This window comes from Pontibacter russatus (assembly GCF_009931655.1).
Lineage (GTDB): Bacteria > Bacteroidota > Bacteroidia > Cytophagales > Hymenobacteraceae > Pontibacter > Pontibacter russatus.
Genome location: NZ_CP047984.1, coordinates 1,525,425 through 1,545,386, shown reverse-complemented (window position 1 = coordinate 1,545,386; position 19,962 = coordinate 1,525,425). Strand labels below are relative to the sequence as shown.

The window sequence follows — 19,962 nt, the reverse complement described above, 5'->3', positions numbered from 1 at the left end:
ATACGGGGTGTTGCGCGCCTAAATTTTATATATGAACAAATCGCCTAACCTCCCTCATCCGGGGGCCGTTAATACAAGGCAAACCACAAACTTCGAAAGCAGATGGAACAGGAACAGACAACATTGCTAAAAGAATATACACAGGAGGAAAAGGGCGCTTACTTTGGGGCGCTCGCCAGCATGGCGTCTGCCGACGGCAAAACGACAGAGGAGGAGCTGGAGTTTCTGAGCCTGATGGGCGAGGCGGCCGAGCTTCCGGAGAATGTGCAGCAGGAGGTGGTGCAGATAGCGAAGAACCCTTCGCAGATTAACGTGCAGAAGTGCCTGGATGTGCTGAAGCGCAGCCAGCTCCGGTTCTCCTTTATTACCGATATCATCAGCTTCGCGAAGGCCGACGGGCATTATGCGCCGGAAGAGCAGCAGGAGATACAGCGGATGGCCGACTACCTGGACGTGAACCAGAAGCAGTACAGCATACTGGAGCAGTACGTGAATAAAGCCGACGAGGCGCAAAAGCAGGGGGAAGACCCCACCTCCCAATCTTTTCTGAACAAGAATGGCTTCGGTGATATGTTTAAAAACGCAGGCATCTCCCCCCAGATGGTGCAGGGCATTATAGGCATCGCGGCCCCTTTCGTGATAGCGAAGCTGCTGGGCGGAGGTCGCCGCAAACGCTATGGCGGTGGCATGATGGGCGGAATGGGCGGCGGATTGCTCGGCGGCCTGCTAGGTGGCGGGGGCATGGGTGGCGGCATGTACCGTAGCGGCGGCGGGCTCGGCTCCATTATCTCCATCCTGGGAGGGCTGAACGGTAAAAGAGGCTATGGCAATGTCCGGCGGTCCGGTGGCCTTGGAGGCCTGCTGGGCGGACTGCTCGGTGGCCGCCGTGGTGGCTCTGGATGGTAACAAAAATGGTAGCGCAGGAACGGATTGCCTACGCCAGTTCCTGCGTTATCAGCTTCCTCATATCTTCCTCGCGCAGCAAACCGCGCACCTTCTTATTCCCGATGATAAAGGTCGGCACGGCCGATATCCCTGCTTCCTCATAGGCATGTCGCAGCGCCTGTTGGTGGGCCTCCCTGTATTTGCCGGACTCAAGCGCCTCCCCAAACTCTTTTTCATCCAGCCCGAGCTCCTTTGCCAGTTTTGTCAGTATAGCTATATCTCCTATATCTTGCTCTTCCTGAAAGAACGCTGTGAACATCCGGTGCGTGTAAGCTTCACCCCGGCCTTTCTCCTTCGCATACTGGTAGCCCCCGAACGCAAGATGGGTATATGGCTGTGGCGACACCCTGGGCAGCACGATGTCTATATCCAGTTGCGCCGCCATCGGATACACGGAATTTTGCCAGGTCGTCTGCAGGTAATCCTCCTCCGGCTTCAGCGTCGGGTTCGGGTAGGGCCGCAGCTCGAAGGGCATCCATTCTATCTCCACTTTATTCTCCATGCCCTGCAGCGCCCGTTCCAGCACCACTTCCCCAAAGAAGCAGTATGGGCAAACGTAGTCGGAGTAAACTTTAATCTGTAGCATATAGGCTTTTTGTCTTTAGCATACCGGCATATCCTGAAACTTGTTATGGATATATAACAGGTTATATATGGCTCCCTGGGCTTCACCCTAAATATAAAATCAGTCAGATGGCCCAAATAACGGCACAGGCTGTTGTGAAGAGGCATATATGAACGCACATGCATGAAGGCTGCTGGAAAAGGAATAACGGCGATGGCAAAAGTTGGGGAGTAATGTGGGGGAGAAGCGGGGTAGTACGCTGCTGGCAATTGCAAAATGCGCTATCTTTGCGGCAAATTACAGGGATGCCAAAGCCGTGAACCTCTATGCCCCTTTTCGATGAAGGGCTAGATGGAGGCTTCAGCTGATAACCGGCAACCGATATATACTTTCTGATTACATCATGCTCTCTTCTATAACCGCCCAGGGCCGCTCAAAATCTGTTTACCGGATGGCCGTGGGCTGCTTTTTCTTTTTGCAGGGACTTTCCTTTGCCAGCTGGGGTTCCCGCATCCCTACCATCCAGCAGCAGATGGGCCTGTCGGAGGCCGGGCTGGGCGGTGTGCTGCTGGCGCTGCCACTGGGGCTGCTGGTCTCGCTGCCGGTGGCAGGGTGGCTGATTGCCAAAACCGGGAGCAGGGGCGTCGTGGTTTTCGCCGCCATGCTCTATAACCTGACGCTGGTAACCATCGGCTACGCCACAAGCCCCCTGCAGTTGGTAGCGGTACTGTTTGTGTTTGGCTTCGCCGGGAACCTGGTGAATATCTCGATAAATACGCAGGGGGTGGGCGTGGAAGCCTTATATGAGAAACCCATCATGGCTTCTTTTCATGGCCTGTGGAGCCTGGCCGGTTTTTCAGGAGCCGCCATCGGCACCCTGATGATCGGGGAGGGCGTCACCCCGCACCGGCATTTCCTCCTGATCATGATCGGCTGCTTCTTAGCTATCGCTTTTGCTGCCCGCCATCTGCTGCGCGAGGACGTGAACTCGGACGCCGACAGGCCCATCTTTGTCATGCCGGACCGGTCATTGATCGACCTGGGCATTATATGCTTCTTTGCGATGATATGCGAGGGAGCGATGTTCGACTGGAGCGGCGTGTATTTCAAGAAAGTGCTGGGGGCTGAGAACGCATGGATTGGCGCTGGCTATACCGCTTTTATGTGTACGATGGCAGGCACCCGCTTTGTGGCAGACTGGTTCACGGGCCGGTTCGGGCTGCAGCGCATCCTGCAGGCAAGCGGCCTGCTGACTGCCCTGGGCTTGCTGATAGCCGTGCTGCTGCCGCATTTGTATACCGCCATCCTCGGCTTCCTGCTGGTGGGCGCGGGTGTGTCGGCGGTGGTGCCACTGGTATACAGTGCGGCCGGAAAATCGAAGGTGATGTCGCCGGGGGTGGCGCTGGCCGCCGTGTCCACCATCGGCTTCTCCGGCTTCCTGATGGGGCCTCCCCTGATTGGTTTTGTGGCCGCCGCCACCAGCCTCCGCATTTCCTTCACCATCATTGCCCTCATGGGCCTGAGCATTGCGGTAGTGGCCACCAAATCAAAATCGATAGTGTAAAGACCTCGCGGCGTGCGCAGCTCCCGCGAGCGTCTGAGCTACGAAGCAACAGCCTTTCCCTCCAGACGCTCGCGGGACCTTCGGACACCGCGAGGTCAGTATAAACAAGAGCGCCACCCCTATATGAGTGGCGCTCTTGTTTTATATATAAACCTGTTAAACTTAATGGCGGCAGGTGCAATGCTCTCCGGCGATGCCCTCGAAGCGGGTGTTGGTGCCTTCGTGCCAGTCAAAAGCGGTGGCGTATTTGTCGTTCTCCCACCAGAAGCTGCCCGGCTTTTTGTCGTAGTTACCCGTTTCGGCCATGGTAGCGGCGTCATACAGGCGGCCGTTCACCATGGTGTACTGCACGTGCTCCGAGTTGCGGATGTTCTCCAGCGGGTTCTGGTCCAGCACGATCAGGTCAGCCAGCTTGCCCACTTCCAACGAGCCGATTTCCTTGCTCATGCCCAGGTATTCCGCCCCATTCAGGGTGGCAGCGCGCAGGGCCTCGTGGTTTGTCATGCCGCCCTGCTGCAGCATCCAGAGTTCCCAGTGCGCCCCCAGGCCCTGCAACTGGCCGTGTGCCCCCAGGTTCACTTTCACGCCGTTGTCTGTTAAGAGTTTACAGGCCTCGGAGGTTTTGATATAGCCGTTCTCGTACTCCTCGTCCGGCACCTGCGTCACGAAGCGGGCGCGGCCGTCAATCACGGAGCGGGGCGTGAACCGGAGCAGGCGCTCTTTCTCCCACACATTCGTCTTCTGGTACCAGTAATACTCGCCGTTCACCGCACCATAGTTCACGATAAGGGTAGGGGTATAACCCGTATTGGAGGCCTTCCAGACCTCTACCACATCTTTATAAAGCGGGGCTATCGGAATGTTGTGCTCCACGCCGGTATGGCCGTCCAGGATCATGGTCATGTTGTGGAAGAAGGTGGAGCCACCCTCGGGAAAGACGCTCATGTCCAGTTCGCGGGCCGCCTGAATCACCTGCTGGCGCTGCTCGCGGCGGGGCTGGTTGTAGCTCTTCACCGAGAAGCCGCCCACCGCTTTGAGGCGGCGCAGGTGCGAGCGGGCATCGTCGAGGCTGTTGATCACGGCCTTGAAGTTTCCATCAGCGCCATACAGGATGGTGCCTGTTGAGTAGATGCGCGGGCCCACCATAGCACCCGACTTCACCGCCTCCGATTGGCTAAACACCATTTCGGTGGTGGAAGAGGGGTCGTGGGTGGTGGTAACGCCGTAGGCCAGGTTGGCATAGTAAGACCACTGTTTCTGCGGGCTCATGCCCAGCCGGAAGGTGCCCAGGTGCGCATGCACATCCACGATGCCCGGCATAATGGTTTTGCCATTCGCGTCAATCACTTTGGCGTCTTTGGGCACCTGCACGTTTTTGCCAACCGCCACTATGTGGTTGCCATCCACCACAATCGTTCCGCCTTCTATCACCTCATCGCCTTTCATCGTGATGATGCGGGCGTTGGTGAAGGCCATTTTGCCTTCCGGTATATCCGTTTTCAGCTGAAGCCCGATTTTGGTGCCGGTGGTGTCGATGGCCGGGAGTTTGTCCGGCGCGCCGGGTACAAACGCGAAGCGCTCTTTCAGGTCATTGGAAAAGTATTCATCGCCCAGCACCCAGTTTACCTTTTTGCTGTCGGCGGACCAGTGGATGCTGGTACCGGCGTCGCGGGTGAAGCGGGCGACTGGCACGGCTTTCGTTCCGGCGCTCAAGTCAAGCCCGGTCCCGTTCCTGGAGAAAGGGGCTATATAGCCGTTGAACAACTCCACGAAGGCAATCCACTTGTTGTCGGGACTTGGGTAGAACTGGTCGGTGTAGGTGGAGGTATAGTGTGTCCGCTCCTCTTTGCCGTTCAGGTCCACGCTCTTGAAGGCATACTTCTCGCCGGCGCGGCCCGTGAAGAAAATACGGTCGGAGGTGGCGTTGAACTGCGGCGAGGAGCCATGCTCCTGCACCAGCGTGGCTTTGCCGCCGTCGGCGGGCATATAGTAAATCCCCTGCTCCCTGCTGTGCACGTAGCCCTGGTGGTTGTTTCCGCCCTCGCGGGTATAGACGATGTACTTCCCGTCGGGCGAGAACCTGGGCTCGGTGTAAAAGCCCTTTTCCGTGGTCAGCTTGGTTGGCTTGGCGTTTCTCTTGCGGATATCGAGCTTGTAGAGGCTGCTGAAGTTCTCGTCGTTCCAGGTGGCGTACACAATGGAGTTGCCTTCTGGCGAGAAGGAAGGATAGAACTCGAAATCCCGACCCTGGGTGATGCGCTCGGGCTTGCCGTTTGGCAGTTGTTTTTTATATATAAACCCGGCGGCGTTGAACACCAGCGTCTTTCCGTCGGGGGAGGTGACGGCGTGGCGGACGGCTTTGGCGGTGAACTGCTTCGGAGAGAGGCCTGCCTTGCTGTGGTCGTGGCGCACGGCGTCGGTAATCTGGTGCGTGGCCGTCGCCTCGAACGGAATATTGCTCACCTGCTTGGTGGCCACATCCACTTTGTTGACTTTGCCCCCGGCCCAGAACACGATGTGCTTGTCATCGGGTGTCCAGGAGAAGTTGGGGTAGAGCCCGAAAATGGCCCAGGCTTCCTGCTGGTCGTGGTTCAGGTTGTCGTATATGGGCCACTCTTCCCCGGTCTTTAAATCGTGTACAAACAGCACAGACTTGGTGCGCACGCGGCGCACGAAGGCCAGCAGTTTTCCGTCGCGGGAGAGCACCGGGCGCACGGCGCCGCCGTTGCCGGTCACCACATTCTCAATCTCGCCGGTGTTGCGGTCTACGCGGCGGATGACATAAATCTGGCCGTTCGGGTCTTTGTTGTACTGAAACGTGGAGCCGCCACTCATATCCTCCGAAAAGTAGATGTACTTACCATCGGGTGAGGCAAAAGGCTCTCCAGCGTCCTGCTGGTCGTTTTTGCGCTTGGTGAGCTGCACGCCGCTGCCGCCGGTGCGGTGATACATCCACATCTCGCCGGCACCCAGCGAGCGGGTGTTGGTGAAATGCTTACGGGCCACAATGTATTCTCCGTCCGGTGTCCAGACGGCGTTGTTCAGTAAGCGGAAATTTTCGTCTGTGATTTGCCTGGCGTCGGAGCCATCGCGCTTCATGACCCAGATGTTGTCGCCGCCGCCCGCATCCGAGGTGAAGGATATATACTGGCCGTTCGGGCTGAAGCGGGGCTGCACCTCGTAGGCGCGGCCGCTGCGCAGCAGCTTTGCCTTGCCGCCCGCCGCGGGCATAATATAAATGTCGCCGAGCATGTCGAAGATGATCTCCTTTCCGTCCGGGCTCACGTCCACGCTCATCCAGGTGCCTTCGCTGGTGGTGACGGTGACTTCTTTCTGCGGGCCGTGCTGGGCTTCCACTTTCCACTTCGCTTCTTCTTTTTTGTCCTGTGCCTGTGCCGCGCCTAAAGGGAGGGCCAGCGCTGCAGCCAGGAACATACTCAGACAAGTACGTTTGTTCATGGTTGGGTCGATTGGTAAATTAATGTCATCAAAATTAAGGATTTAGTGCCAGAAATGACAGCGGGAAGCATAGAAAAGGCCCTGCAATAGAGGAGCAGGGCGCTGTATGGTCTGAAAGGCACCGGTAAGACACCCGGTATATATGGCTGAAGGAAAGCGCCTCCTACATAAGGCGGAATGCTGGCCGATGGCTCACCCCGGTACCAACCCTTGCGCTCGTGAGGCTATAGCTTATATATGTGGTATATATGCGGAGGCTAATTTACTTCAGCTTCCTGCAGCAGGGAGCTTGTCAGGCGTTTGATCTCTACCTCGGCGGCTTTGGCCTCGTAGCGGATGTCTATCAGGCGGTTGCTGGCTATCAGCTGGTTGCGCTGCGCCTCGCGCAGTTCGATGGCGGTAAGCAGGCCCAGGCGGTAGCGCTCCACGGCTATCTCGGCGTTCTGGTCTGCCAGTTTCAGGTTCGCCTCCTCCAGGTCCAGCAGCTTCATGCGGTTGGCATACCGGCTATAGGCACGCGCCAGCTCCGACTCCAGCGTGTTCTGCACCTGCGCATATTGCAGCTTCGCGCTCTCTATGTTGATGCGGGAGTTCTGCACCTGGCGGTTGATGTTAAACCCGTTGAAGATGGGCAGCGACAGCGTAAGGCCATAGTTGAAGCCCTGGCGCTGGCTTTCGTTGGTGCCGAAGATGTTGCCATATATCACGGGGTCCTGCAGCGATTTGTTGTAGCCGTAGCTGCCGGACACCCCCAGCGTGGGCAGGCGCAGCGCCCGCGCCGAGCGCAGGTCATATTGGGCTATCTCTCTTTCCAGCTGCAGCCGCTGGAGCGCAGGGTTGGCGGCCAGCAGGTTCGCATCCGCTCCCTGGTACTCCAACTGCCGGTCCACCACAATCGTGTCGGTGGCCACAAAGCTGATGTCCGGGTCGCGGCCCAGTAGCTGGTTCAGGTCTATCTTCGCGTTCTGCAGGGCCTCCTGCTGCCGCAGCAGCTCCGACTGGTCGGCATTGTAGTCTACCTGCGCCCGCAGAATTTCCACCTTCGCGCTCACCCCCACATTGTACTGCTCCTGCGTAATGGCCACGCGCTGCGCGGATATCTCGATGGCGTCCTCCAGCGCATTAATCTTGTGCGCCTGCCGGACCACCTCATAGTAGGCGTCCGAAATATCGGCGATGGTGTTCTCGATGGTGGCCTTTGTCACGAGCTGCCCCGATTTTTCGAGGGCCTGCAGCCTGTTGTAGGCAATGAACATGCGGCCTCCGTCAAACAGGGTCCAGGCTAGCTGCACGCTGGCGTTGGAGCTGTTGTTGCGCAGGTTCGAGATTTCGCGCGCAGGCTCGCTCTCGAACTGGTTGCGGGTGTTGTTGCGGGAGAAATCGCGGGTAGCCCTGCCGGTGACGGTCGGGAAGAAGCCGGCGTTGCCCAGGGTGGCGTTGTTGGAGCCGATCTCATCCTCTGTGTCCGCGATTCGGATGTCGTAGTTCTGCTGCAGCCCGATGCGGACGGCTTCATCCAAAGTCAACTGGTCCTGGCTATGGGCCAGGTGGGGGAGCAGGCCCGCCAATAGAAGGAGTAGCAGAGCGGCTTTTTTAATATTGAACATGCGTTGGCGCGGTAGTATATGCTTAGATGATTATGCCTCAACGGCGGCTTTGTGTTTCTCCGGTTCTTCCGCAACCTCCACGGCGCGCTTTGGCGCTCTGGAAGAGAAGTAAGAGTATATGGCCGGAATCACGTACAGGGTCAGGCCGGTGGAGAAAAGAAGCCCGCCCACCACGGCGATACCCATCGACACACGGCTTTCGGCGCCGGCGCCCAGGGCCAGGGCAATAGGCAGCGTGCCCAGGATGGTGGCCAGCGAGGTCATCAGGATCGGGCGGAAGCGGGAAACGGCCGAGTCGATGGCGGCATCATACCTGCCCAGGCCCTGCTCTTTCCGCTGGTTCGAGAATTCCACCAGCAGGATGCCGTTCTTGGTAACCAGTCCCACCAGCATGATCATGCCAATCTGGCTGAAAATGTTGAGTGTCTGGTCGAAGTACCACAAACTAAGAAGCGCGCCTGCAAGGGCCAGCGGCACCGTGAACATGATGATGATCGGGTCGCGGAAGCTCTCGAACTGCGCCGCCAGCGCCAGGTAGATGAGGCCCAGGGCCAGCAGGAAGGCAAACAGCAAACTGCCGCCACTCTCCGAGAAATCGCGCGACTGCCCGGTGAGGGCTGTCTGGTACGTCTCGTCCAGCACTTTGTCGGCAATGGCGTCCATGGCCTCGATGCCGTCACCGATGGTCTTGCCCTCGGTCAGGGTGGCGCTGAAGGTGGCAGCTGCAAAGCGGTTGAAGCGGTATATCTCAGGAGAGGCGCTTTCCTCGCTGAGTTCTATCAGGTTGTCGAGCTGGATCAGTTCGCCCTGGTTGTTCTTGATGTGGAGGCTTCGCAGGTCGAGCGGTTCGCTCCTGTCGTCGCGGGCCACCTGCCCGATGATCTGGTACTGCTTTCCGCCTTTCACGAAATAACCGTAGCGCATGCCGCTTAGCCCTGACTGCAGGGTCTGGGAGATGTCGCGGGCGCTCACTCCCATCGAGAGGGCCTTCTCCCGGTCGATCTCCACCCGCAGTTCCGGCTTGCTGAATTTCAGGTCGACGTCCACGAAGTTGAAAGTGGGGTCGTTCTGTGCCGCCTGCAGGAAGGGGGGGATGATCTCACGGAGCTTGTCCATGCTTTGCGCCTGCACCACAAACTGTATCGGCTGCCCCGCCCCGCGGCCGCCTCCCAGGCCCTTGTCGCCGGAGGCGAAGGCCCTTGCGCCGGGCACCTGGTTGATGAGTTTGGGTATTTGGTTGACCAGCTCCTGCTGCGACTTGGTGCGTTTGTCAGGCTCCACGAGGCGCAGGCGTATAAATCCGGAGGTTGGGTTGCGCGTCATCGTCGTGATGCTCTCCAGGCCTTCCACTGAGTCGTTCACCAGGGCCGTCACCTCGTTCATATACCTGTCCATAAACTCGAAGGAAGCGCCCTCCGGGCCGGTGGCGTTGATGCGGATGCCGCTTCTGTCCTCGTCCGGGCTCAGTTCGGAAGGCAGTGAGGTCATCAGCCACCAGATGGCGCCTGTGGAGCCGATGATGAACAGGAAGGCTACCCAGCGCACCCGCATGAAGCTTTCGAGGCTGCTGCGGTAGCCGTTGGTGAGGGCGGTGAAGAAAGGCTCTGTTTTGCGGTAGAACCAGTTGGGCCGCTCGTGGCGCTTCAGCATCTTGGCCGACATCATGGGCGTAAGCGTGAGCGAAACAAAGGCCGAGATGATAACGGCGCTGGCCACCACGATTCCGAACTCCCGGAAGAGGCGGCCGGTAGTGTCCTCGAGGAAGGCAACCGGCATAAACACCGCCGCCAGCGCAACCGTGGTGGAGATAATGGCGAAGTATATCTCCTCAGAGCCTTTCTTCGCCGCCTTGTTCGGCTCCTGCCCGTCCTCTATACGGGCATAGATGTTCTCCAGCATCACAATGGCATCGTCCACCACCAAACCAATGGCCAGCACGATACCCAGCAGCGTCAGCACGTTAATGGAGAACCCCATCAGGTACATCACGAAGAAGGTGCCTATCAGCGAAACCGGGATGGCCACGATCGGGATGAGGGTGGAGCGCCAGTCGCGCAGGAAGAGGAAGATGATGAGCACCACCAGGCCAAAGGCGATCAGGAAGGTCTCCTCCACTTCCGCCAGCGAGGCTTTTATGTATTGCGAGTTGTCGAAGCCGATCAGGAGCTCAATGTCGTCGGGCACATCCTTTTTAATCTGCTCCAGGCGCCTGTAGAACTCGTCGGCAATCTCGATCTGGTTGGAGCCCGGCTGCGGGATGAGCACTATCCCCAGCATCGGGATGCCGTTGTACCTTAAAACAGTCTTGTCGTTCTCCGGCGCCAGCTCTGCGAAACCGACATCCCGGAAGCGGATGAGGCGGTTCTCATCTTCCCGGATAACGACATTGTTGAATTCCTCCACCGTGGAGATGCGGCCCATGGTCCGGACGGAGAGCTCGGTGGAGGCTCCCTCGATGCTGCCGGAAGGCAACTCGACGTTCTGGCGCATGATGGCCTGCTGCACCTCCACGGGCGTCACCTGCAGGGCAGCCAGTTTGTCGGGGTCCATCCAAAGGCGCATGGAGTAACGCTTATCGCCCCAGATGCCCACGGAGCTCACGCCCGGGATGGTTTGCAGCTGTTCCTTAAAAACGTTGGTGGCTATGTCGGAGAGTTCCAGCAGCGAGCGCGTCTCGCTTTTCATGCCCAGCATCAGGATGGGATTGGAGTCCGCGTCGGCCTTGGACACGGTGGGCGGCTCGGCGTCCTCCGGCAGCCTGCGCTGCGCCCTGGCCACGCGGTCGCGCACGTCGTTGGCGGCTGTCTCCAGGTCAACGTCCAGGTTAAACTCCACGGTGATGTTGCTTCGCCCCTCGCTGCTGGAGGAGGTGAGCGTCCGGATGCCAGCGATGCCGTTGATGGACTCCTCCAGCGGCTCCGTAATCTCCGACTCAATCGTTTCGGCATTGGCCCCGGTGTAGGAGGTGGAGACGTTGATGATGGGCGGGTCCACGCTGGGGTACTCGCGTATGCCCAGAAAGTTGATTCCGATGATACCGAACACGATGATCGTGATGCTCATCACGATGGCCAGCACCGGGCGCCTTATGCTTATGTTTGATAGACTTGCCATGTTTTTCCTGAAAAAGCGGACGAAGATCCGGTAATGGTGTTGTTTTCTGTTAGCCTGCCAGCCGCAGCCATATATGGTTCAGGGGCAGGCAGTGGTACGGTTGTCTGTTCTCATATTCCGGCCCCGGGCGAGCGGGAACCGCGGGTATGCGTCAGCAGGGTCTATATATAAAAGGGCGCTGCCTGCGGGGGTTACTCCTCCGTGGTCCGGACATTGCGGATGTTCAGCTCAGAGCCGGGGCGCGCCTGCAGTATGCCCGAGCTGATGATAGTGTCGCCGGGGGCAATGCCCTCCAGTATTTGGATCATGGTTTCGGAGCGCTGGCCGATCTTCACCATCTGAGGGGCCGCCTTGCCGTCCTTCACCAGGAAAACCTTGTGTCCCGTCGCCTCCGGGATGATGGACTCCGTCGGGATGAGAATGGCTTCTTCCACTTCCCGAAGCGGCAGGTTGATGCTGACGAAGGCGCCGGGCTTCACCTCGTTGTTCCTGTTCTCGAACAGGGCGCGGATCTGAAGGGTGCGTGTCACCGGGTCGATGTTCGGCTGGATGGCGTATATCTTGGCGGTGTACTCGGCCGCGCTCCCCTCCGTGGTGAAGGTGATGGTTTCGCCTTCCCGCACCATCTGGCTGTAGCGGCCGGGTATGGCAAAATCTATCTTCACGGGGCTCACGTCCACGATGCGGGCAATGGGGGTACTGGCGGTCACGTAGCTTCCCTCACTTACCTGCCGCAGGCCGATGATGCCATCGAAGGGGGCGCGTATATATGCTTTTGCCATCGTGGCCTTCAGCGCCTGGATGTCGGCGGTGGCGGTGGCCAGCTGGTTGCTCACCTGGTCATACTCCTGCTCGCTGATGTACTCTTTCTCCAGCAGGGTGCGCTGGCGGGCTTCCATGTCCTTGTACAGACTTTGGTTCGATTCGAGCTTCTGTAGCTGGGCCTGCATTTCGGCGGCGTTGATGGTCATCAGCAGCTGCCCTTCCTTCACTTGGCTGCCCTCCTCGAAGTTAATGCTCGTGATGCGCCCGGAAATCTCGCTGCGCAGCTCCACATCTTCGTTCGGTATCACGCTCCCGGTGGAGGTGATGTTGTTCTGGTAAGCGGTGGGGGACACTACAAACACATCTACCGCCACTTTCTGGGCCATGGGGCCGCCGCTTTTCGCCGCGACTGCCTGTTCTTCTGTCCCGGTAAAGACTTTACTCACAAAAAGGTACGCGACGGCCGCGAGGACCAGCAGCAGCAGGATGGTTTTAACGGTTCTATTCATGAATGTTTGAACGCTGGTTGGTGTAGGGTGAACATCTGCAGGCACAACATAATTTCCCGGATGAAGGTTTATGCCGAAGCAGGGTTAAAAATATGGTCTTATTCCTTATTTTGAAAGGGCAGAGGCCCAATCTCTGCAAACAGGCACTCAGCTTAGACATATAGCCGCTGCAAAGGTTTAAACCGTACAGAATTTTTTTGACATGAAGGAGGAACCAGCTAAAAAGAACTTTTTTGAGGATGTGTACGCGGTGGTGCGGCTCATACCGAGCGGACGCGTCACGTCCTACGGGGCCATCGCCAGTTATCTGGGGTCCAAGGGCTCGGCGCGCATGGTGGGCTGGGCGCTGATTGCCTCACAGCCTTTCGCCAGCATACCGGCGCACCGCGTGGTGAACCGCAACGGACTGCTGACGGGGCGGCAGCATTTTGAGGAACCCGACGCCATGCAGCGGCGCCTGGAGGAGGAAGGGGTGCGGGTGGAGAATAACCAGGTGGCAAACTTCACGGAGCTGTTCTGGGACCCGGCCAAGGAGTTGCTGTAGCGGCTAGGTGAGACGGCAAAGAGCACCTTGCCCCGGGGCATATAGACCGGAGCAAGGTGCTATGGAGCAGCAGAGCCAGACAGCACTGGGCCAGGAAGCGGGCAGTAGCGGTTTTGCGCGCGCTCCGTCAGCTAATGCTTTCTTTTCGCCACGCTGGGTTGCTGGCAGTGGAATTCTGCGGCTATCATGGTGTTGCCCTTGCCGTCGGGTGTGCGGACAACTTTCCTGAAGGAGCCGTCGTCGAAGAAAAGGTATTGCCAGGTAACCTGGCTGGAAACATGCCGCGGCGCAATAGCTGGCGTAAAAACTATCATGCTGAAGTCGGGGTCCCACTTCCCGTGCATGAGCAGGGTGATGACGCCCGCTTTATCTACCTGCACAAACTCAAAGCGCTTGTTCTTGGCTGAGTAACGGAGCAGGCCCTCTACTTCTTCTACAGTGCCATCTGGCTGCACCAGCGAGAGGCGCTCGCGCACGTTGCCATTGTCATCGAGGCGGTAGCTGGCCGTGCCCTCCGAAAAGGCGAATTTGCTATTCCATGGCTGCCAGGCCACAGATTTTATCTGCCAGGCCCCAACTGTCTTCTCCAGGATATTGTTAGCCTCGTCGGGGGTGAGGCGGCTTCCGTTCTGTGCCGCGGTCAGCGGGGCGGCTCCTGCCAGCAGCATCACTGCCAGCAGAAAGAAACTAAATACTTTTTTCATAATTTTATAGGTTAGGTTAAGGTTTACGTGTCGCCGGGGACGGTTTTAAAGCGCTTGTGTATTACAAGTATATGTAATTTTAGAGCGATAGTTTTGGCTTTTAGACGAGTGCGGCAGACGGGTAGCCATAGCCTGACTTTGTATATACGAAAGCCTTCGGACTGGCATTTTTTATCGATGAAAAGGGTAGGCCTTTCCAATAGCTCCGCTGTCCGGGCAGGAGCATGCAGGGCCAAGAGGAAGCGGGAAGTGAAGCCGAGTTTCTGTTTTCTCACTTGCCCCGACTGCAGCACTCCTATATGCTATATAAGGATGATTATGTAGAGACAAGAATTTTGTGCTTCTACTGTTAAGGGGTATAGATAAGCTGTTAAGGTGCCCGTAGCGCCCCATTGTCTAAATAGCGGCCCCGGCAAACTGCCGTCAGCGGCAGAATTAGTAGCTTTGTAATATGGAAGTTAAGTTGACTGCGGCAGGGCCCCATGCCACCAGCACGACCTGGAGCCTGCCCGAGGTGCGGAACATTACTCAGAACCGGTTGCTGCTGCACCTGTTTTTCTGGACGGTCTATGTCGTGTTTTTCGGGCTGCTGTACGGCAGCTATATCGACGACTACTACAACGCCTTTATGGTGGAGCTCGTGGAACTGCCGTTCAAGATGGCGCTGGTATACTTTAACATGTACTACCTGATGCCGCACTACCTGCTGCAGAAGCGCTACCTCGAGTTTTTCGTGTACCTGCTGCTGCTGATGGGGGCCATTGGGGCGCTGATGCAGTTCGTGCTGCTGCCCTTCCTCATTCATCCGCTCTTCTGCCCCACCACCTGCACCGAAGACAACCTGACGTTTTACCGCTTCGTCAAAAACATCGTCAACATCAATTATGTGGTGGCCATCACGGCGGTGATTGCGCTGCTCAAGAACTGGTACAGCCACCAGCAGGCGGCCCGCAACCTGACGCAGGACAAGCTGGAGGCGGAGCTGAAAGTGCTGAAGGCGCAGATTCACCCGCACTTCCTGTTCAACACGCTCAACAGCCTGTACGCGCTCACGCTCAAGAAGGCCGACACTGCGCCTGAGGTGGTGCTCAAGCTGTCGAGCCTGATGGACTATATGCTGTATGAAGCCAACGCCGCCCAGGTGCCGCTACAGAAAGAGCTGGAGTACATCAAAAACTATATAGCCCTGGAGCGCATGCGCTACGGAAACCGGGTGGAGGTGCGCTACACCGAAGTCGGGAATGTGGCGGGCAGGCATATCGCGCCCATGCTGCTGCTGCCTTTTGTGGAGAACGCCTTTAAACACGGCGTGAGCACCGAAACAACGAACGCCTGGGTGCGCATTGAGGTGAAAGTGACGGGCACGCAACTAACGCTGCTGGTGGAGAACTGCAAGTGCGGCGACCGCGCCAGCAACAGCACCCGCGACATGGCCTCCGGCATCGGCCTCAAAAACCTGCAGCGCCGCCTCGAACTGCTCTACGAAGGCCGCTACGAGCTGGAAATGGAAGACGAGCCGGAAAGTTACGCCGCCCGCCTGGTGCTGGATCTGGGGGAGTATTGATTAGAGTTACTCCAACATCAGGCAATTTATATATGACTGGGAGGAGACTCCTCGTTTCGCTACTTTGGTTTGTAACCTGTTCCTTCTATATATGGTGCAGGTCTTGGACCTGAAACCGAACATGATGCCGGGCCAGCTCGCCCCGGGCAAAGTCTGGGGAATCCCTGAGATAGCCTTCACGAGGGAGGCCGCTTGCGCCATAAAGCCTGCTTTGAGGGGGCAAGGGCAGATTTATAGAGCAGCCCCATATGATTCACCGGGCCGGAGCGTTTACATTTTGGTCTCTTTTCGAAAAGTCTTTAGCCCTATATAAACAGCATAAACAGCATGAAGATACGATGCATGATTGTGGATGATGAGCCGCTGGCGCTGGATGTGCTGGAAACGTTCATCGGCAGGCTCGACAACCTTGAACTGGTGTGCCGCTGCCACAACGCCGTGGAAGCCTACAGCTGCCTGCAGCGCGAGCACATCGACCTGGTGTTCCTCGACATTCAGATGCCGAAGCTCACGGGCATCGACTTCCTCAAATCGCTGGCGCAGCCGCCCAGGGTCATCTTCACCACCGCCTACCGCGATTATGCCGTGGAAGGCTTCGAGCTGAACGTGGTGGATTACCTGCTGAAGCCCATTGCGTTTGAGCGCTTCCTGAAGGCCGTTTCTAAAGTGTCTGCGGCGGAACTGCCCCCACATGCTTCTCCCACGGCAGCTTCCGAGACGGAACCAGCCCCACCGGCAACCTCCACGCCCCCGGTTTCGGATTACAAGGACACCTTCATTTACCTGAAGGCCGACAAGAAGATGGTGAAGGTGATGCTGGCCGACATCCTGTATATAGAGAGCCTGAAAGACTACATCCGGGTAAAAACGGAGACGAAGGAGATTATCTCCTACCAGAAGATCTCTTTCCTGGAGGAGAAGCTGCCCACCGACAAGTTCCTGCGCATCCACCGTTCCTTTATTGTGGCGCTGGATAAAATTCAGGCATTCTCGGCCAGCGCCGTCGACGTAGGCAAATCCGAGATTCCCATCGGGCGCTTTTACAAAAACGAGGTGCTCCAAATTCTCAACCAAAACAACCTGTTGGAAGCCTGAAAGAATTCCGAATTATGAGTTCCGAATTCTGGGGTGGTTTATTCAGGAGCATATATGTCCAGCCTCATCCCTTATCCTTTGAGAGGAATACCGGCAGTCTTGCAAAAGCCTCAGTATTTATATAACAGCCCATATCTAAATATAACCCGGAATTAGGGTCTCGGAATTCTTCCCTCTGTGGAGGTGATTGATGTCACTTTTCGAAAATGTTCTCAGTTTTTATTTGGACTCAGTCTAAATAGTCGTTAGCTTTGTGATATCATAAACAGCAGCGACAGCAAATTCAGGAGAGCAGATGAAAACAGCCGCCACCTTAGCCGAGATTTACACCACCACCGCAGGAGCCATCTACCAGTGCGACAGCCGCAACCGTGTGCTGGTGCATTTTGCCGGACAGCTCACCGTGCTGAAGGTGGAGGCTTTTCTGCGCCTGAAGCGTGCCGTAGACAACGTGGACCTGGAGGAGATGGCCGCCAGCACGGCGCGCGCCGCCGATGTAGAAATCATATCTGTCTGCGGCTGCGACCGCTGCTATGTGCTGACGCTGCCGGAACTGTATGCCTTTAAGGAACTGCTGGAGGGGGCCAAGTTTGCCATGTCGCTCAACAGCGTGCTGCACGAGTGCCTCAGCGCTCAGCTTGCCTGAGGCCATATACAGACTTTCCTGTTTTCCAACCAAGCACAGCCTCACCCGCTGTGCTTTTTAATTTAGACTGTTTCCATATTTCATTGGTTTATATACATGTAGCCCTTTAAATACGTAAATTAAAGTGTCAAGAAGGATGTGCCCCTGATGGCGCGCCTAAATCATGTAGAACCTACAAAGCACCATAACCCTATGAAAGATTTATTGAGACTCAGAACATCCCTTACTGAGGAGATAGAGCAAATACTGAACGAGCAGATAAAGATGGAGGCTGAGGCCTCGGCCGCGTACCTGGCCATGTCGAGCTGGTGCGACCGCAACGGGTTTGACAACAGCGCGGGTTATTTTAAAAAGCAGTCGGACGAGGAGCGGGAGCACATGCTGCGCCTGTTCAAGTTCGTGTCTGACATGGGCGGCCGCGCCGTTTCCCCGGCTATCTCAAACATCCAGGTGGAGTACGATTCTTTCCGGAGCGTGTTCGAGCTGGCGCTGCAGCAGGAGGTGTCCGTCACGCAGTCGTTTAACCGCATCGCGGACCGCTGCCAGAAAGCGAAGGATTACGTGACGTTCTCGTTCCTGCAGTGGTTCCTGAAAGAGCAGGTGGAGGAAGAGTATGTGGCCCGCCGTGCGCTGGAGTTGTTTGATGTGATAGGAGAGGAGGGCACCGGACGCTACGAGATAGACAAGCGCGTGACGAAAATCAGCTACGAAGACACCTACGAAGCGTAGAAGACCCCTATATAATAAACGCAGCAAAGCCTTTGGAGAGCGTCCAAGGGCTTTGCTGTTTACCGGTGGTCGGGAGAAGCACGGAGTATATGCTCCTGGAAAGCTTCCAGGGCTTTGGCCTCGTTCATCTGCGGCATCCAGGCGTTGTCGGGCTGCATGCACACCACCGGGGCGAAGTCGCAGCGGTCGGTGCAGTCGGTTTTCACCACTTCCACCTGCCCCTTCAGCCCCGCCTCCTTAATCATCTCCCTGAAAAACTTGCCCAGTTCTTTGCCGCCCTTCTTCTTGCACTTGCTGCCGGTACACACATAAATCACTTTATCGGGTATGGGGAAACTCTTGCTCATATAGGGTTTTACGGTTGTCTCAGGGGGGAAAGCCTGATTCCGGGAAAATAGTTTTGTGAACCACATGGTATAGATGCGAAAGCGGAACATGAGGCAAATGTAGGGTTTAGAACCGGAATGTCCGCGAAAGGATTTTCATATATAAAGGACTACAACTGATATACTCCCTGTGCCGGGTCCTGCTGTAACAAGGTAGCAAGCGCCCGGTAAATTTCCGGATGATGCGTCCTAAATTCCTGCGGGCGCTCAAAAAAAGACTCCGCGCTTACCGCAAAAAACTCATGCTCATCCTGGCAGGCCTGCAGGCGGAGGAACCCATCTGCCTTTTGCCCCCGCAGTTGCATTTCAGTGGCCGCCAGTTTGTTCCATTGCCGGAGGTGCCGTACATCCAGAAAGCTGTGCTCGTCATGCGGGATGATATTCTGAAGATGGAGGGCGTGGGCCATTTCATGTAAGCCAAGGTTAAAACCGTCGGTGCTGTTGCGGTAGCCTGTTTCAAAATCTTTCCACGACAGCACGATATAGCCGCGCATGTTTATCTCACCGCAATGGTAACGCTTAAAGATAGTGGAGTAGTAGCGGTTGGGGTACACGAGTATTTTGCTGAAATGGGACAAATAAACAGGTTCAAGCCCGAATGTAAGCTGCACGGCACAAGCGGCGATACGAACCTGCATGTCCAGCGTCACGTCAAAGCTTTCCCCGCGTGGGATAAAAGTTTTACGTTGGAGGAATTCGGCAACGCGATGCTCGAAGCGGCGCTGCAGGGAGTATGGAAGTGCGGCATAATAAGCTGGCTGCTGTCTTCTCAGCTCGTGTACCAACGGCCGTTTCCGGAGCTGCTTCAATATATAGGGGCCAAGCAACATCAGGCCAAAGAGTACTGTTACAAGCAGGAGAAACGTTGATGGGGCAATTGGTATCCGCCTACCAACTTGGAAGCCAATAAGTTGGATAGCAATCGGCAGGGTGCAAAAAGTAATGTTCAAGACCAGGTTCGTTTATGGGCGATTAAATATATAACTTTCTCTACACTTCCCGTAAGCTAAATTTTATACAGACACCAGACCGTCAGCAACAACCCCGCGCTTGAAACTGAGCATCGTCATACCGACCTACAACGAAGCGGCCGTTATCCGGAGCTTGCTGCATTACCTGCAGCGGCACGCCAGCCCCGGCACCGAAATTATCGTGGCAGACGGCGGCAGCACAGACGCCACCCGGGATATAGCCGGGGCACAGGGCGCACGCGTGCACTTGTGCAGGCACAAAGGCCGCGGGCCGCAGATGAACGCCGGGGCCGCAGCTGGCACAGGCGATGTCCTCTACTTCCTGCACGCCGACACGTTTCCGCCGGTTGGTTTTGAAGCCTATATAAATGAGGCCATACAGCAGGGGGCGGGCAGCGGCTGCTTCCGGCTTCGGTTCGATTCTTCGCACTGGTTCCTCCGCCTGAACGCCTGGTTCACACGGTTTGAGGTGGATGCCATCCGGTTCGGGGATCAGAGCCTGTTTGCGCGGCGCGATGTTTTTCTGAGGGCCGGAGGCTTCGGTGAGCAACTGCTGCTGCTGGAGGATCAGGAAATAATCGGGCGGCTGCGGCGGCTGGCTCCGTTTAAGGTGCTGCCGCAACAGGTCACCACCTCCGCCCGAAAATACCGGGAAGTGGGGGTGTACCGGCTGCAGGCAGGCTACATACTTATATATGGGCTGTTCCGCTTCGGAATGGCGCAGCGGCGGCTGGCGCGTATATATAAATGGCTACTGCGGCGGTAAGCAAGACTGCCCACTGTGCCTGGCTGTCC

General features: G+C 56.9%; 16 protein-coding genes. 8 read left to right on the top strand and 8 right to left on the bottom strand.

Annotated elements, in window-relative coordinates; all coding sequences use genetic code 11:
- Positions 1–102 precede the first annotated feature (102 nt).
- A complete protein-coding gene (locus GSQ62_RS06225; protein WP_161888707.1) occupies positions 103–906 on the top strand; it encodes a tellurite resistance TerB family protein in 804 nt (267 codons plus the stop codon).
- A 28-nt stretch (positions 907–934) separates the two neighbouring features.
- Here the strand turns inward: GSQ62_RS06225 and GSQ62_RS06220 are convergent, their stop codons facing one another.
- On the bottom strand, positions 935–1,531 hold the full coding sequence (locus GSQ62_RS06220) for a DsbA family oxidoreductase (RefSeq protein ID WP_161888706.1): 597 nt from the start codon (positions 1,529–1,531) through the stop codon (positions 935–937).
- A gap of 382 nt (positions 1,532–1,913) precedes the next feature.
- Here GSQ62_RS06220 and GSQ62_RS06215 point away from each other — a divergent pair, with 382 nt between their 5' ends.
- Complete coding sequence (locus tag GSQ62_RS06215; RefSeq protein WP_161888705.1) at positions 1,914–3,074, top strand: MFS transporter; 1,161 nt, start codon at positions 1,914–1,916, stop codon at positions 3,072–3,074.
- Positions 3,075–3,236: 162 nt separating this feature from the next.
- Here GSQ62_RS06215 and GSQ62_RS06210 read toward each other — a convergent pair whose 3' ends face one another.
- The 4 genes from GSQ62_RS06210 to GSQ62_RS06195 all read right to left on the bottom strand — a co-directional run bounded on the left by GSQ62_RS06210 (position 3,237) and on the right by GSQ62_RS06195 (position 12,528).
- On the bottom strand, positions 3,237–6,509 hold the full coding sequence (locus GSQ62_RS06210) for an amidohydrolase family protein (protein WP_161891337.1): 3,273 nt from the start codon (positions 6,507–6,509) through the stop codon (positions 3,237–3,239).
- A 281-nt stretch (positions 6,510–6,790) separates the two neighbouring features.
- The gene (locus GSQ62_RS06205; protein ID WP_161888704.1) at positions 6,791–8,140 is read right to left on the bottom strand and encodes a TolC family protein; all 1,350 of its coding nucleotides are present in this window, start codon (positions 8,138–8,140) and stop codon (positions 6,791–6,793) included.
- Positions 8,141–8,170: 30 nt separating this feature from the next.
- Positions 8,171–11,254, bottom strand: a complete 3,084-nt coding sequence (locus GSQ62_RS06200; protein ID WP_161888703.1) for an efflux RND transporter permease subunit — start codon at positions 11,252–11,254, stop codon at positions 8,171–8,173.
- 191 nt (positions 11,255–11,445) lie between these two features.
- Positions 11,446–12,528 carry an efflux RND transporter periplasmic adaptor subunit gene (locus tag GSQ62_RS06195; protein ID WP_161888702.1) on the bottom strand — a complete coding sequence of 361 codons (1,083 nt, stop codon included), beginning with the start codon at positions 12,526–12,528 and terminating at the stop codon, positions 11,446–11,448.
- 202 nt (positions 12,529–12,730) lie between these two features.
- On the opposite strand from GSQ62_RS06195, the gene GSQ62_RS06190 reads away from it, so the two are divergent.
- Positions 12,731–13,072 (top strand): MGMT family protein, encoded by a 342-nt coding sequence (locus GSQ62_RS06190; protein ID WP_161888701.1) that lies wholly within the window; start codon positions 12,731–12,733, stop codon positions 13,070–13,072.
- Positions 13,073–13,203: 131 nt separating this feature from the next.
- Here GSQ62_RS06190 and GSQ62_RS06185 read toward each other — a convergent pair whose 3' ends face one another.
- Entirely contained in the window at positions 13,204–13,776 is a 573-nt protein-coding gene (locus GSQ62_RS06185) for a DUF1579 family protein (RefSeq protein WP_161888700.1), read from the bottom strand.
- A gap of 451 nt (positions 13,777–14,227) precedes the next feature.
- Here GSQ62_RS06185 and GSQ62_RS06180 point away from each other — a divergent pair, with 451 nt between their 5' ends.
- The 4 genes from GSQ62_RS06180 (at position 14,228) to GSQ62_RS06165 (ending at position 17,810) form a co-directional block, all read left to right on the top strand.
- Complete coding sequence (locus GSQ62_RS06180; RefSeq protein ID WP_161888699.1) at positions 14,228–15,340, top strand: sensor histidine kinase; 1,113 nt, start codon at positions 14,228–14,230, stop codon at positions 15,338–15,340.
- Between the two features lie 327 nt (positions 15,341–15,667).
- Positions 15,668–16,435, top strand: a complete 768-nt coding sequence (locus tag GSQ62_RS06175) for a LytR/AlgR family response regulator transcription factor (RefSeq protein WP_161888698.1) — start codon at positions 15,668–15,670, stop codon at positions 16,433–16,435.
- Between the two features lie 295 nt (positions 16,436–16,730).
- Complete coding sequence (locus GSQ62_RS06170; protein WP_161888697.1) at positions 16,731–17,081, top strand: hypothetical protein; 351 nt, start codon at positions 16,731–16,733, stop codon at positions 17,079–17,081.
- A 192-nt stretch (positions 17,082–17,273) separates the two neighbouring features.
- Positions 17,274–17,810, top strand: coding sequence for a ferritin (locus tag GSQ62_RS06165; RefSeq protein ID WP_161888696.1), 537 nt, complete (start codon positions 17,274–17,276; stop codon positions 17,808–17,810).
- A gap of 59 nt (positions 17,811–17,869) precedes the next feature.
- Here the strand turns inward: GSQ62_RS06165 and GSQ62_RS06160 are convergent, their stop codons facing one another.
- Together GSQ62_RS06160 and GSQ62_RS06155 are read right to left on the bottom strand one after the other, a co-directional pair.
- Positions 17,870–18,157 carry a (2Fe-2S) ferredoxin domain-containing protein gene (locus GSQ62_RS06160; RefSeq protein WP_161888695.1) on the bottom strand — a complete coding sequence of 96 codons (288 nt, stop codon included), beginning with the start codon at positions 18,155–18,157 and terminating at the stop codon, positions 17,870–17,872.
- Between the two features lie 149 nt (positions 18,158–18,306).
- Positions 18,307–19,026 (bottom strand): zinc-dependent peptidase, encoded by a 720-nt coding sequence (locus GSQ62_RS06155; protein WP_237587026.1) that lies wholly within the window; start codon positions 19,024–19,026, stop codon positions 18,307–18,309.
- A gap of 220 nt (positions 19,027–19,246) precedes the next feature.
- On the opposite strand from GSQ62_RS06155, the gene GSQ62_RS06150 reads away from it, so the two are divergent.
- Positions 19,247–19,933 (top strand): TIGR04283 family arsenosugar biosynthesis glycosyltransferase, encoded by a 687-nt coding sequence (locus GSQ62_RS06150; RefSeq protein WP_202621853.1) that lies wholly within the window; start codon positions 19,247–19,249, stop codon positions 19,931–19,933.
- The last annotated feature ends 29 nt before the right edge of the window (positions 19,934–19,962 follow it).

What these genes read in the sequence shown, in the direction of transcription:
- GSQ62_RS06225 (WP_161888707.1), top strand. Translation starts at nt 103, where the DNA reads ATGGAACAGGAACAGACAACATTGCTAAAAGAATATACACAGGAGGAA.
- GSQ62_RS06220 (WP_161888706.1), bottom strand. Translation starts at nt 1,531, where the DNA reads ATGCTACAGATTAAAGTTTACTCCGACTACGTTTGCCCATACTGCTTC.
- GSQ62_RS06215 (WP_161888705.1), top strand. Translation starts at nt 1,914, where the DNA reads ATGCTCTCTTCTATAACCGCCCAGGGCCGCTCAAAATCTGTTTACCGG.
- GSQ62_RS06210 (WP_161891337.1), bottom strand. Translation starts at nt 6,509, where the DNA reads ATGTTCCTGGCTGCAGCGCTGGCCCTCCCTTTAGGCGCGGCACAGGCA.
- GSQ62_RS06205 (WP_161888704.1), bottom strand. Translation starts at nt 8,140, where the DNA reads ATGTTCAATATTAAAAAAGCCGCTCTGCTACTCCTTCTATTGGCGGGC.
- GSQ62_RS06200 (WP_161888703.1), bottom strand. Translation starts at nt 11,254, where the DNA reads ATGGCAAGTCTATCAAACATAAGCATAAGGCGCCCGGTGCTGGCCATC.
- GSQ62_RS06195 (WP_161888702.1), bottom strand. Translation starts at nt 12,528, where the DNA reads ATGAATAGAACCGTTAAAACCATCCTGCTGCTGCTGGTCCTCGCGGCC.
- GSQ62_RS06190 (WP_161888701.1), top strand. Translation starts at nt 12,731, where the DNA reads ATGAAGGAGGAACCAGCTAAAAAGAACTTTTTTGAGGATGTGTACGCG.
- GSQ62_RS06185 (WP_161888700.1), bottom strand. Translation starts at nt 13,776, where the DNA reads ATGAAAAAAGTATTTAGTTTCTTTCTGCTGGCAGTGATGCTGCTGGCA.
- GSQ62_RS06180 (WP_161888699.1), top strand. Translation starts at nt 14,228, where the DNA reads ATGGAAGTTAAGTTGACTGCGGCAGGGCCCCATGCCACCAGCACGACC.
- GSQ62_RS06175 (WP_161888698.1), top strand. Translation starts at nt 15,668, where the DNA reads ATGAAGATACGATGCATGATTGTGGATGATGAGCCGCTGGCGCTGGAT.
- GSQ62_RS06170 (WP_161888697.1), top strand. Translation starts at nt 16,731, where the DNA reads ATGAAAACAGCCGCCACCTTAGCCGAGATTTACACCACCACCGCAGGA.
- GSQ62_RS06165 (WP_161888696.1), top strand. Translation starts at nt 17,274, where the DNA reads ATGAAAGATTTATTGAGACTCAGAACATCCCTTACTGAGGAGATAGAG.
- GSQ62_RS06160 (WP_161888695.1), bottom strand. Translation starts at nt 18,157, where the DNA reads ATGAGCAAGAGTTTCCCCATACCCGATAAAGTGATTTATGTGTGTACC.
- GSQ62_RS06155 (WP_237587026.1), bottom strand. Translation starts at nt 19,026, where the DNA reads ATGTTGCTTGGCCCCTATATATTGAAGCAGCTCCGGAAACGGCCGTTG.